The sequence below is a fragment of the Paracoccus sp. M683 genome, assembly GCF_007096355.1.
Taxonomy (GTDB): Bacteria; Pseudomonadota; Alphaproteobacteria; order Rhodobacterales; family Rhodobacteraceae; genus Paracoccus.
This window is the reverse complement of record NZ_VKDF01000005.1, coordinates 327,404-339,900: the sequence shown is the minus strand read 5'-3', so window position 1 is coordinate 339,900 and position 12,497 is coordinate 327,404. Positions and strand designations below refer to the sequence as shown.

12 protein-coding genes and 1 tRNA gene are annotated in these 12,497 nt (G+C 64.4%); 5 read left to right on the top strand and 8 right to left on the bottom strand.

Going from position 1 to position 12,497, the window contains the following annotated elements; translation table 11 throughout:
- Positions 1-85 precede the first annotated feature (85 nt).
- Both FNJ84_RS22385 and FNJ84_RS11995 read left to right on the top strand, forming a co-directional pair.
- Positions 86-214, top strand: a complete 129-nt coding sequence (locus FNJ84_RS22385; protein ID WP_255471188.1) for a hypothetical protein — start codon at positions 86-88, stop codon at positions 212-214.
- Positions 215-247: 33 nt separating this feature from the next.
- Positions 248-1,417, top strand: a complete 1,170-nt coding sequence (locus FNJ84_RS11995; RefSeq protein WP_143793350.1) for an IS5 family transposase — start codon at positions 248-250, stop codon at positions 1,415-1,417.
- Positions 1,418-1,508: 91 nt separating this feature from the next.
- Here FNJ84_RS11995 and FNJ84_RS22380 read toward each other — a convergent pair whose 3' ends face one another.
- Positions 1,509-1,973, bottom strand: coding sequence for a contractile injection system protein, VgrG/Pvc8 family (locus FNJ84_RS22380; RefSeq protein ID WP_255471187.1), 465 nt, complete (start codon positions 1,971-1,973; stop codon positions 1,509-1,511).
- Here FNJ84_RS22380 and FNJ84_RS22375 point away from each other — a divergent pair.
- The gene (locus tag FNJ84_RS22375; RefSeq protein ID WP_255471186.1) at positions 1,956-2,255 is read left to right on the top strand and encodes a hypothetical protein; all 300 of its coding nucleotides are present in this window, start codon (positions 1,956-1,958) and stop codon (positions 2,253-2,255) included. The genes FNJ84_RS22380 and FNJ84_RS22375 overlap by 18 nt on opposite strands.
- 444 nt (positions 2,256-2,699) lie before the next feature.
- On the opposite strand, the gene FNJ84_RS11985 is transcribed toward FNJ84_RS22375, so the two are convergent.
- Positions 2,700-2,786, bottom strand: a tRNA-Leu gene (locus FNJ84_RS11985).
- 188 nt (positions 2,787-2,974) lie between these two features.
- A complete protein-coding gene (gene dapA / locus FNJ84_RS11980) occupies positions 2,975-3,850 on the bottom strand; it encodes a 4-hydroxy-tetrahydrodipicolinate synthase (RefSeq protein WP_143793349.1) in 876 nt (291 codons plus the stop codon).
- Between the two features lie 155 nt (positions 3,851-4,005).
- Between dapA and FNJ84_RS11975 the strand changes: the two genes are divergently transcribed.
- A complete protein-coding gene (locus FNJ84_RS11975; protein WP_255471185.1) occupies positions 4,006-6,162 on the top strand; it encodes a lytic transglycosylase domain-containing protein in 2,157 nt (718 codons plus the stop codon).
- Here FNJ84_RS11975 and FNJ84_RS11970 read toward each other — a convergent pair.
- From FNJ84_RS11970 to FNJ84_RS11960, 3 genes are all read right to left on the bottom strand, one after another.
- A complete protein-coding gene (locus tag FNJ84_RS11970) occupies positions 6,089-7,072 on the bottom strand; it encodes a DMT family transporter (RefSeq protein ID WP_370454596.1) in 984 nt (327 codons plus the stop codon). The genes FNJ84_RS11975 and FNJ84_RS11970 overlap by 74 nt on opposite strands.
- 172 nt (positions 7,073-7,244) lie before the next feature.
- Positions 7,245-8,033 (bottom strand): inositol monophosphatase family protein, encoded by a 789-nt coding sequence (locus tag FNJ84_RS11965; RefSeq protein WP_143793347.1) that lies wholly within the window; start codon positions 8,031-8,033, stop codon positions 7,245-7,247.
- A 71-nt stretch (positions 8,034-8,104) separates the two neighbouring features.
- Positions 8,105-9,010: a LysR family transcriptional regulator gene (locus FNJ84_RS11960; protein ID WP_143793346.1), complete on the bottom strand. Its 906-nt coding sequence runs from the start codon at positions 9,008-9,010 to the stop codon at positions 8,105-8,107.
- A gap of 93 nt (positions 9,011-9,103) precedes the next feature.
- Here FNJ84_RS11960 and metF point away from each other — a divergent pair, with 93 nt between their 5' ends.
- Positions 9,104-9,997, top strand: coding sequence for a methylenetetrahydrofolate reductase [NAD(P)H] (gene metF / locus FNJ84_RS11955; RefSeq protein WP_143793345.1), 894 nt, complete (start codon positions 9,104-9,106; stop codon positions 9,995-9,997).
- Positions 9,998-10,113: 116 nt separating this feature from the next.
- On the opposite strand, the gene FNJ84_RS11950 is transcribed toward metF, so the two are convergent.
- Together FNJ84_RS11950 and FNJ84_RS11945 are read right to left on the bottom strand one after the other, a co-directional pair.
- Positions 10,114-11,187, bottom strand: a complete 1,074-nt coding sequence (locus FNJ84_RS11950; RefSeq protein ID WP_255471184.1) for a DUF2235 domain-containing protein — start codon at positions 11,185-11,187, stop codon at positions 10,114-10,116.
- Positions 11,188-11,282: 95 nt separating this feature from the next.
- On the bottom strand, positions 11,283-12,437 hold the full coding sequence (locus FNJ84_RS11945; RefSeq protein ID WP_143793344.1) for a type III PLP-dependent enzyme: 1,155 nt from the start codon (positions 12,435-12,437) through the stop codon (positions 11,283-11,285).
- Between the last annotated feature and the right edge of the window lie 60 nt (positions 12,438-12,497).

Sequence of the window (12,497 nt, the reverse complement as noted above, 5' to 3'; positions counted from 1 at the left end):
AATTTACCGCGACGGTTCTGATCGCGGATCGCGATATCAAACTGATCGCCGCATTGGCGGGGCCGGCCATAGATGGCGTTGCGGCATGGCCCGCCACGGCAACACCGATCAGCTACCCCGAAATCAACAACAACTGGACGGCGATGCAGCCCTTGATGCGCTTATTAACAGGCTGCTGAAAAACTCCGGCCTCGACGCCCATCGTGGAACATGATTCATCGCTGCCACGGCATTGATGGAGGTGGCGATGCGTGGATCGGACAAGGTTACGGGATCGCTATTCAGCTACGTCGATCTCGAGGAGCGCATCCCTGCGCGACATCCTCTTCGCAAGATCAGGACCGTCGTGAACGACGCGCTGCGTTCCCTGGATGGCGAGTTCGACCGGCTCTACGCCGGTGAGGGCCGTCCCTCCATCGCACCGGAACGGCTGATCAGGGCCAGCCTGCTTCAGATCCTCTATTCGATCCGATCGGAACGGCAGCTCATGGAGCAGATGGACTACAATCTGCTGTTCCGTTGGTTCGTGGGCCTGGGCATTGACGATACCGTCTGGGTCCCCACCGTGTTCACGAAGAACCGCGACCGGCTTCTCACTACGGACATGTCGCGCAAGATCATGGCTGCCATCCTGGCGCATCGCGAGGTGGCGCCGCTGCTGTCCGATGACCATTTCTCGGTCGATGGGACGCTGGTGAAGGCTTGGGCCTCGATGAAGAGCTTCCAGCCGAAGGATGATGAGATGCCCGACCAGCACGACGATCCCGGCGATCCGTCAGATAGCATCGTCCGCGCCGAACCCTCCAACCAGCCCACCGCCGAGCCCGAACCGATGACCCGCCCCACACACCGAAACCGCAATGCCGAAGTAGACTTCCGTGGTGAACGACGCTCCAACGTCACCCACGCATCGGTGACCGATCTGGAGGCTCGAATGTTCAAGAAGTCGCCCGGCGCCGGGGCCATGCTGTGCTTCATGGGGCATAGCTTGATGGAGAACCGCTCCGGGCTGATCGTCCAGGCCGACCTTACGCAAGCTGACGGTCACGCCGAGCGCCGTGCCGCCATCGACATGCTCCACCGCCACTCACCCGGTTCGACGCGGCGTCTGACATTGGCAGCCGACCGCGGCTACGACAGCGCCGATTTCGTCGCTGAGCTGCGCCAGATGGTGGTGACGCCGCATGTCGCGCAGAAGTCCCGGCATTCCGCCATCGACGGCAGAACCACCCGCCATGCCGGCTATGCCAAATCCCAGCGATGCAGGAAGAAAATCGAAGAGCCTTTCGGCTGGGCCAAAACCGTCGGCGGTATGGTACAGACCATGTATCGCGGCATCGAGCGGGTGCGCGCCCGCTTCACGATGACGATGGCGGCCTGCAATCTGGTGAGGCTGCCGAAGCTGCTCGCCGCATGAGGCGGAGAGCTACCGAAGGGACCATTTGCCCACGACCAAGACACCCACGGCCGCTCCGTCCACGGGAAGCCGTTCCGAGCACGAGCCTTTTTCAGCAGCCTGTGAAATTATAGTCCGTCAATCGGATCGCGCCGGTCGTGATGTTGCGCTCGGGTGTCCAGTCCCAGAAATGTTCCTGTTCGTAATGGTGGTGACCGTCATAGCGCTTGAACGGCCTGTCGCCGATTTCTTCGTGCGACAAGGCGTCGTCAGTCAATATCAGGGTATGGTTGCCGACTTCGTGGACAAAATGGAAGCTGATGCCGTGCCGCTCCATCTGACGACGTGCGAAATCCAGATCCGATTCACGATATTGCACTGTGTACTCAAGAGCGGGATAGTCCTCTAGCAGCATGGTTTTCAGCAGCGGTTCGCCAAGCGCCGCATATGGCTGAAACGGTTCCCGCAAAATCTGAACAACGGTTTTGTTGTGAAATATCCGCTGGTTTCTGCGCAGGCCCGTTAGCCAGAACCACGGGCGTAAAGTCAGGTCATAACGATGGCCGTTCTCACCCACGCCTGCCCAGCTGGCACTGGTGATGATGCCGTCAAAGGGACGCATCCGGTCATGAGCTTAGATCTCAACGGTGGCATGGGTGCCGATCAGCGAATCGAAATCAAGATCGTCACGTGTTGCCAAAGCCTCAACGCGATACTCGAACAGGTCATTCAGACGATCGGTTCCATCGAAGCGCAACAAAGACAGAACATTCGACCCAAGATTGGTCGTCAAACGACCCAATCTCTCGGTTTGGCCAAACCGCATATTCATCCAACAACACCTGAAATCACTACATGATTCGCTATCGCGGATCGGCAGGTTGGATGACACTCAAGCCACACGGACTGTTAGTTTTACCTGTCTAAATCGCCAGGTCGATCAAGGCTGCGGACAAGCAGATCGACGGGCTGCTCGGCAAGCTGGTCAAGTCGCAAAGCCTGACGGCGAGGGAAGCTGTCGCGAAACATCTGCCGACGCGGAAAGCGGCACGGCTTTTGCTGGCCGAAAGACAAGCTGGATCAGGCAAGCCAAAACGTCACTTCAAAGAGATTTTCTAATTCGCGATGATATTTCCGGTAAATAATTGTAATATCTTTACAATCCCTCCGCCCGACCCTAGACGCCTGACGCTCGGACTGGCCTTCACAGACGCCGTTGCCGATAACCGCGAAATCGGGCATCGAACACCATATCTATCTGAAATATTCGGAACATTCGAGCCGACGACTCTGAAATGTAAAATGGTGCGGTCGAGAAGACTCGAACTTCCACGGGAGTTACCCCACAGCGACCTCAACGCTGCGCGTCTACCAATTCCGCCACGACCGCATCCGGGGCAGTGGCCGGGGTGATAGCCAAAACCACGACGCTTGAAAAGGGGAAAATCGGCAACGCCGACCCGCCGAACCGCGCCCCGGCCGAATGGCCGCGGTGCGGGCCGGGGTCGCGCCCCGGCCCGCACCGCCATCGGTCAGATAACGCATGGATCAAGCCGGTCAGCGCCGCCCGGCATCGCCTCAGATCAGCCCGGCATGCGCCAGCGCGGCGTCGATCTGCTTGCGAGCCTCGGACCCGAGGGGCGTCAGCGGCAGGCGCACGCGATCATTGCACAGGCCAAGCCGTGACATGGCGTATTTCACGCCTACCAGCCCCGGCTCGATGAAGATCGCGATATGCAGCGGCATCAGCCGATCCTGAAAGTCCAGCGCCCCGGCATAATCGCCCGCCGCCATAGCATTCTGGAATTCGGCGCACAGCTTGGGCGCCACATTGGCGGTGACGCTGATACAACCCACCCCGCCCTGCGCGTTGAAGCCAAGCGCCGTGCCGTCCTCGCCGGACAGCTGGATGAAATCCTTGCCGCAGGTGATCCGCTGCTGGCTGACGCGCTCCAGCTTGCCGGTAGCGTCCTTGACGCCGACGATCCGAGGCAGTTTCGCCAATTCGCCCATCGTCTCGGGCGACATGTCGATGACCGAGCGGGGCGGGATATTATAGATGATGATCGGCAATTCGCTGGCATCGTGCAGCGCGGTGTAATGCGCGATCAGCCCTACCTGCGTCGGCTTGTTGTAATAGGGCGTCACCACCAGCGCACCCTGCGCCCCGGCCTTCTGGGCGAATTGCACCAGCCCGGTCGCCTCACGCGTGGAATTGGACCCCGCGCCCGCGATCACCGGAATGCGGCCGTCGACCGCCCTGATCACCGTCTCGATCACCAGCCGGTGTTCGTCATGGCTCAGCGTCGGGCTTTCGCCTGTGGTGCCCACCGGCGCAAGACCATGGCTGCCCTGTTCGACATGCCATTCGACCAGCTTTTTCAGCGTCACCAGATCAAGCTCGCCGTCCGGGGTGAACGGCGTGACGAGGGCGGGAATAGACCCTTTGAACATGGCACGGTCCTGTTTCGTGATATTTGAACGCGCGGACACTATATCCGCGATGACGAATTGCCAAGGATGTGAGTTGCACCCGCTGCGATTGCACAGCACAGATGGTGCGGATGCGGTCTCTGGGTCACATATTCCGGGCAGGCGCGCTGGCGCTGATGCTGCCAGCCTTGCCCTCGCGGGCCGAGGATGCCGGCGCGATGGCGCTGGCGCTGTCGGCGGCCGAAACCGGCGATTGGGTCACTGCGCGGGCAGCGGCGGGCCGGTCTGGACCGATGGCCGAGGCACTGATCGGCTGGCAGGCGCTGCAGGCCGGCCATGGCGAGTTCACCGATTACCTGACTTTCCTGCGCGACCATCCTGGCTGGCCGGCGGAAGCCACACTGATCAGCCGTGGCGATGCCCGTCTGCGCCCCGACATGCCGGCGGCGCAGATCCGTGACTGGCTGGGCCAGCGCCTGCCCGACACGCTTGCCGCCGAGACCGCCTTTCTGACGACGCTGGACCTTCAGGCCGCTCAGGCCGAACGCGCGCGGTTCTGGACCCGGACCCCGCTGCAACCAGCCGAGGAAACCGCGTTTCTGGCAACCTATGGCACCGAACTTGCGCCATTGGCCGCGGCCCGTGCCTTTGCCATGCTGGACCAGGGCGAATGGCAGGCGGCCGAAAGGCGGCTGCCCCAGCTGACGGCGCCACAGGCGGCGCTGGCCCGCGCCCGCATCGCCTTGCAGGCCCGGCGCGATGGTGTGGACGACCTGATCAACGCCCTGCCCCCGGCGGACCGCGCCGATCCGGGCCTTGCGATGGATCGCTTCGGCTGGCGGGTGCGGGCCAAACTGCATGATCTGGCGCGCGACCTGATGTTAGAGCGATCGACCGATGCCAAGGCGCTGCGCGACCCCGTGACCTGGGCCCAGATGCGGGTGGATTATGCCCGGCTGGCCATGCGGGGCGGCGACTGGCCGCTTGCGGAACGGCTGGCCGCGAACCACTTTCTGCCGCCGGATAACCGCCATTACGCCGATCTTGAATGGCTTGCGGGCTATGCGGCGCTGCGCAGCGGTGCGGCGGACCGGGCGCTGGCGCATTTCCTGCATCTGGAAACCGTCGTCGGCAGCGCCATCAGCACCGCCCGCGCCGCCTATTGGCAGGGCCGCGCTCATGAGGCCCTTGGCGACCAGAGCGCCGCAACCACCGCCTATCGCGCCGGGGCCGAGCACATCGGCGTTTATTACGGCCAGCTTTCGGCTGAAAAGCTGGGGCTGACCATGCCACCCGAATATGCCGTTCCGGGCCGGGCCGAGACCTCGCTGCCCGACTGGCGCGGCAGCGATCTGCGCCAGGCCGAGCTGTTCAATGCCGGCCTGTGGCTGCTGGCCAGCGGGCGCGGCGATCGGGCCCAGCAGTTCTTCCTGCAACAGGCCGATAACGGCGCCCCGCCCGACGACATCGCCCGCATGGCCCGGCTGATGATCGAGGCGCGGATGCCCTGGCACGCCCTGCGCCTGTCCAAACGCGCCGCCAATGCCGGTGCAATCTATCCCGCCGCGCATTTTCCGTTGACGGGACTGGAACAAACCGATCTGGGCCTGCCGCCCGAACTGGTGCTGTCGATTGCCCGGCAAGAAAGCGAGTTCAACCATACCGTCGCCAGCCATGCCGGCGCGCTTGGGCTGATGCAGGTGATCCCCGAAACCGCCAAGGCCATGGCCCGCAAGATCGACGAGCCCTTCGATCAGGCCCGGATGACCCGCGATGCCGCCTATAACGCCCGGCTCGGCGCGGCCTATCTGTCGGGGCTGCGCGACCGCTTTGGCGCATCGGTCGCGCTGGTCGCCTCGGGCTATAATGCGGGGCCGGGCCGGCCGGCGCGCTGGCTGCGCGATTTCGGCGACCTGCGGCGGGGCGCCGACCATGGCGGCGCGGACCCGGTGGATTGGGTCGAACTGATCCCCTTTGACGAGACCCGCAACTATGTCATGCGCGTAGCCGAGGCGCAGCCGATCTATCGCGCCCGCATCATGGGAAAACCCGCGCCGATCGTGCCCAGCTGGGATCTCAGCGGTGGCGGGCTGATGCCGCCTCCACCCCTGCGGATGACGCTGGCCCTGTCTGCCCGGCCGCCCCTGCGCCCGTTGCGGCTGGCACAGATGCCGCTGAGCCCTGAAATGGCCGCCGCCATCAACGCCATGCCGCTACCCCGCCTGGCAACCGAGACCGAGGCCGAATCCGAAAGCAGCCTCAGCTGGCCGGCGGGCGTGACGCCGGCGACGACCGGCGAGGCGCCGCCTTCTGCCGCTCGCGCCACAAGGTGAACAGGCCGGCGGCAACGACAACGGCCGCACCAACCACCACATTTGGCTTGACCACATCGCCAAAGAAGATGACGCCGATCACGCTGGCCCAGACCAGTTGCGTATAGGCAAAGGGCTGCAAGGCCGATGCCTCGGCCAGTTCATAGGCGCGGATCAGCAGATAGTGCCCGGCCACGGCGGTCAGACACAAAGCCAGCATCCAGACCCAATCGACCGGCGCCAGCCATTCCCATTGCCAGATTCCAACAACGGTGATCGCCACGGCCCCCGAGATCCCGGTCCAGAAAAAACTGACCATCGAGGGATCGTCACGCGAGACATAGCGCGTCGCCAGACCATAAATCGCAAACATCAGCGCCGCGATCAGCGGCAGGATGGCGGCGGGCTGGAACACGGCCTGCCCCGGCTTCAGCACGATCAGAATGCCGCAAAGCCCGATCAGAATTGCGGTCCAACGTCGCCAGCCGACCTTTTCGCCCAGAATCGGCCCCGAAAGCGCGGCCACCAGCAAAGGCGAGGCCGTAAAGATTGCATGGGTCTCGACCAGGCCAAGCCGCACGAAGGCCTCGACCATGACCACCACCTCGGCCACCAGCAGGACGCCACGAAATATCTGCAACCACGGATGTTTCGACCGCACCGCCCGGCGCAGCCCGCCCGGCTGACGGGCGACCAGAACCACGACAAAAAGCGCAAAGAACCAGAATCGCAGCATGACCACCAGAACCGGCGGGTATTCCCCTCCCAGCAGGCGCGACAGCCCGTCCTGAAACGCAAAGATCACGGCGACCGCACACATGATCAGGATCCCCAGCCCGGTCCGGTCCTCGCGCGGCTGACCCACCGGCGGTACCGCCGGCATACGGGCCGCGGGGGCGTTCAGCGGGTTGGGGTTATGATCGGCCGCCATGGGAATCCTTGCAGTCTGTGAAGGTCCCGATGCGCCTTTTGCCAAGGCGGGTCAAGACACCCGCGCCTCGCTTTGATGCAAATATCCTGGGGGGAATCCTCTGCAAGAGGATGGGGGGCAACGCCCCCCATTGCACCGCTCACCGCCTGAACGCGGGCGGCTGCGGTCGTAATCAGTCGCGGGTGCGCACAACCTTTGCAAACGGCTCAAAGATCGCCGCGCTGGCCGCAACGATCCGCCCGGATGCCAGCATATCGTCGCCGTCGCGCAGCCCCTCGGCGAAACCGCCCGCCTCGCGCACCATCAGGATTCCCGCGGCAATATCCCAGGCGCTCAGCTCGCGTTCCCAGAATCCGTCGAAACGGCCCGCTGCGACATAGGCCAGATCCAGCGAGGCAGCCCCCCAGCGGCGCACCCCGGACGTGACCGGCATCAGCCGAGCCAGATCCTTCAGCGTGGCCGGCAAGGTATTGCGGCTGCCAAAGGGGATGCCGGTGGCAAAGATCGACTCGATCATCCGGCTGCGGCCCGAGACCCGCAGCCGCTGATCGTTCATGAAGGCCCCGCCACCTTTTTCAGCGGTGAACAACTCGTCCTTGGCCGGGTCGAAGATGACGGCGGCCACGATCTCGCCCTTGTGTTCCAGCGCAATGCTGATGGCCCAATGCGGCAGGCCGTGCAGGAAATTGGTCGTCCCGTCCAGCGGATCGACGATCCAGCGCCGGGTCGGATCCTCGCCGGCCTCTTCGCCGGTTTCCTCGCCCAGCCAGCCATAATTCGGCCGCGCGCCGCGCAGTTCTTCCTTGATGATCCGTTCCGCCTCGCGGTCGGCACGGGTGACGAAATCGCCCGCACCCTTGACGCTGACCTGCAAATTCTCGACCTCGCGAAAATCCTTCACAAGGGCGCGGCCGGCCTTTCGGGCAGCCTTGATCATCACGTTCATATTGGCGCTTGGCATCGCGATCTCCGGGAATTGCTGCGGGCGTCATAGGCCCACAGACCCGAAAAGCCAAGCGGCCTTGCGCTGCGTCAGCCACGCAACATGCGGACGGGTTCGGTCCGCGCCAGCCGCAGCACATGGGCCATGTAAGGCTGGGCCAGATCATCATCGCGGATGGCAGCATGAAGCCGGCGCAACATCCCCCCCTGCCCCAAAGGCAGCATCGCAAGTTCGGAATTGGCCGCATGCCGGCGCAGAACCCAGTCGGGCATCACCGCCACCCCGCGCCCCGACGCAACCAGCATCAGCGCCACATCGGTCAGTTCGACCTTGCGGTGATGGGCGGGCTCGACCCCGGCGGGGGTCAGGAACTGGCTGAACACATCCAGCCGCGCCCGGTCCATCGGGTAGGAAATCAGCGTCTGATCGGCCAGATCGGCGGGTTCGACATAACCCTTTTCGACCAGGGGGTGACCCGCTGGCAGCACCATCGTGGGCGCGTAATCGAACAGCGGCGCAAAGGTCACGCCCGGCACCTCCTCGGGGTCCGAGGAAATCACCAGATCCACCTGTTCCCGCGCCAGCGCCGGCAACGCCCCAAAGGCCAGACCGACGCGGATATCCACATCCACATCGGGCCAGGCGCGACGAAACTGATCCAGCACAGGCAGCAGCCAGTCGAAACAGGCATGGCATTCCATGGCGATATGCAACCGCCCCACCCGGCCCATCTCGACACCCTTGAACTCGGCCTCGGTAGCGGCGACCATGGGCAGAACCTGCTCGGCCAGGCGCAGCAGGCGCATCCCGGCGGCCGACAGGCGCATGGGCTTGGCGCGGCGGACGAACAGCTCGACCCCGGCCTGATCCTCCAGCGCCTTGATCTGATGGGACAGGGCCGATTGCGTGATGTTCAGCACATCGGCGGCACGCGCCAGCCCGCCCTGTTCATGAACCGCGCGGACAGTGCGCAGGTGACGAAGTTCCAGATGCATCTTGTTGAGCCGTTTTCATGACTATCTTGAGAAACATGAATTTGTCTCACGTCATCGCGCATGGCACAAGGGCTACAAGAAAAGGGAATCATCATGACCGCCGAAACCAGCACCACCGCGCCCAAGATCAGCTTTGAATTCTTCCCCCCGAAAACGCTGGAGGCGTCTTTCGCATTGTGGGAAACGGCTCGGGCGCTGGCACCGATGGATCCCGACTTCGTTTCTGTCACCTATGGCGCGGGCGGCACGACGCGGCAATTGACCCATGAGGCGGTGACGACGATCCAGAAGAATTACGGCGTGAACGTGGCGGCGCACCTGACCTGCGTGGACGCCTCGCGCGCGGAAACCCTGGCCATCGTGCAATCCTACGCCGATGCCGGCGTGCGAGAGATCGTGGCCCTGCGCGGCGATGCGCCCAAGGGTGCCGACCGCTTCACCCCGCATGCCGAGGGCTTCGCGAACTCGATCGAGCTGATCGAGGCCATCGCGGCACGCGGCGACATGACCATCCGCGTCGGCGCCTATCCCGAACCGCATCCCGACAGCACCGGCGGCACCGATGCCGATGTGGCCTGGCTGAAGCGCAAGATCGACGCCGGTGCCACCAGCGCCATCACCCAGTTCTTCTTCGAGGCCGAGACCTTCTTCCGCTTCCGCGACAAATGCGAGAAAGCCGGTATCGACGCGCCGATCATTCCGGGCATCCTTCCGATCCAAAGCTGGGCCGGCGCCAAGCGGTTCGCCGCGATGTGCGGCACCTCGGTTCCGGCGTGGGCCGATGACGCCTTTACCGCCGCCGCCCGCGATGGCGAAGGCCGTGAAACCCTGCTGGCCACCGCCATCTGCACGGAACTGTGCGACAACCTGATCCGTGGCGGCGTGGACCGGCTGCATTTCTATACGCTGAACCGCCCCGGCCTGACCCGCGATGTCTGCGCCGCACTGGGCATCCAGCCGGTGCGCGAGTTGAAGGCCGTCGCCTGACGCCGACGCCTGAACATCAGCGAACCCAACCCAACCCGAGGCAGAGCGGGGCTGCGGGCTGTTCCTGCGACCACGGGCCTGATCAAAGCCGGCCCGCGGGCGCATGCGGTTCGCAGCTAGGCCCGGTTTTCTTCCCCCGGCGATGGCAGGCCGGGAACCACGTCGACCACCGCCTCGGGCGTCGCGCGGCGCAGACGCCGCCGACGCGGCGTCGCAAACTGTTCCAACTGCCCCACCAGCAATGCCGGCCCCGGATAGGGAAGCGCGACCGAGGGGTGCAGGCATTCCGTCGCCTCGCGTCCGGCCGTCCGGGGTGCGCGTGCCAGAAATGCCTTGCCCCACCGGCGCCAGTTTCCGATCGAGGGCGCGGTGGGGTCGGTGACGAAATGACGCCGCCAGCCTTCCGGCAAGGGCAGGCCCACCGCCTCGGCCCGTTCCATCATCCAGACCAGCGGGATATTTGCCAGCGGCCGGGCAAATTCCAGCCCCGACAGCTGCCCGCCGATATCGGCATGGGCGCCCCGGAACCACACCTGTTCAATCCGCCCCGCCGCGCTGGCATTATCCCAAAGCAGCGGAGCAAAGGCCGCCCGCGTCTCGTCCAGCGCCAGGGCCTGAAAGCCGAAATCGACATCCGTGCCGAGATGCGCGTCGTGGAAGCGATGGCGCGGTTCCGACAGCATCCACAGCAGCGGCAAACGGATGCCAAGCGCCATCACCGTATCGAAACAGCCCACCATGCGGATCGGCACGTGATCATGACAGCGCCTGTCGCGGAAGGTCGCCATCACCGGAGTCGCCTTGCCCGACTGGTAATATCGCCAGGCCAGCCGGATATATCTTTCGGTCGCGAAGCGGTCGCGCAGCAGCCCGACCCGGCAGATCATCCCGGCAAGGCTGCGCACACCAAAGGCGCCGCGCGAATAGCCCAGCAGAAAAATCTGATCGCCCGGCGCATAGCCGCTGGCCAACCAGCCATAGGCCTCGCTTATCCGCGCCTCCATCGCGCGGCCCGAGGCAAGTTCGGGGATCGTGCGCCAGCGGTTCCACTGCTGGCCCGCCGCGTAATACAGCCGCAGCCGCCCGCTGCCGGGCGGCAAGCGCCCATAGGCGCCGCGCAGCACCTCGTGGATCCGGGCCATGGAACTGCGACGCCCCTCGGTCAGCGAGGCGAAAGTACCATCCATCATCACCACATGGGTGACAGGGGGGCGCCGAAGGGGCATTGAGGGGGGTGCAGTCGGGCTCATCCCCCCAAGCCTAGCACGAGGACCTTACGAAATCCTTATGCCAAAGACATCACGGTCGCGTGGGTCATGGCGCCAAAGCCGTTGAAACGCGTATTGGTGACCGTCGAATAGGCGCCGGCGCCGTGGAAGATGACATAGTCACCCTCTTCGATTGCAGCGGGCAGCGCCATTTCACCCGGAAGGCGATCGACCGAATCACAGGTCGGGCCAAAGATGACGCGCGGATGCAGATCTTCCTCGCGCGGCAGGCCCTGCGGGGTCAGCACCTGGATGCGGTCGATATTGCCGATGATCGGCAATTCGGTCAGCCCGCCATAGACGCCGTCGTTCAGGAACACATTGCTGCCATCGCGCACCGATTTGACGCGGGTGATCAGCGCATAGGCATCGGCGCACAGGCCCCGGCCCGGCTCGCAGACCAGCTCGGGCAGGCTTTCGCCAAAGACCTCGGCCGCAGTCTCGCCGATCTTGGCAAAGATCGCGGGCAGGTCCGGCTCGACCCCCATGACGCGATGCGAGGGGAAGCCGCCGCCGACATTCAGCCGCACCGCCCGCACGCCGGCCATGTCGCAGATTTCGGCCGCGACACGGATATAGCTTTCCCAGGCCACCGGATCGGTGCATTGCGTGCCCGGATGGAAGGTCAGCGAGGGCGTATAGCCGCGCTTGGCCACCTCGGCCAGCAACTCGGCCGCCAGGTCCGGCGTGGCCCCAAACTTGGACCCGAAATCATAGGCCGCACCCAGCACCGGCAGCTTGAACCGGGGCGAGATCTCGACCGCGCCGCGATCGGTCGCGGTGGGCACGCGGGCGAACAGCTTGTCCAGTTCCGAACGGCTGTCGACCGACCAGGCCCGGATACCGGCGGCAACGGCATGGTCGATTTCCCAGCCTGCGCGGACCGGGTTGTGATAATGGCGCGCGGCCGAGGGCGCCAGCCGGCCGATCAGGTCGATCTCGAAGGGCGAGGCGACGTCGAAACCGCGCACCCCCGCCGCCAGCAGGTTCTGGATCACCACCTCTTCGGGATTGGATTTGACAGCATAGGTCACCAGCCCCGGAAACCCTGCCACGTAACGCCGGGCATTGTCCTGAAGGACCTGCGGCGCAAAGGCCATGACCGGGTGGTCAGGCTTCTGGTGGCGGATGATTTCGGCGGGATTGTCCCACACGGTCTTGCTCTGTCCCATTGGTGGCCTTTCCTTCTGTCTTTCCGCAACCAAGATGGCGCATATAGGTTCCGATTTCAC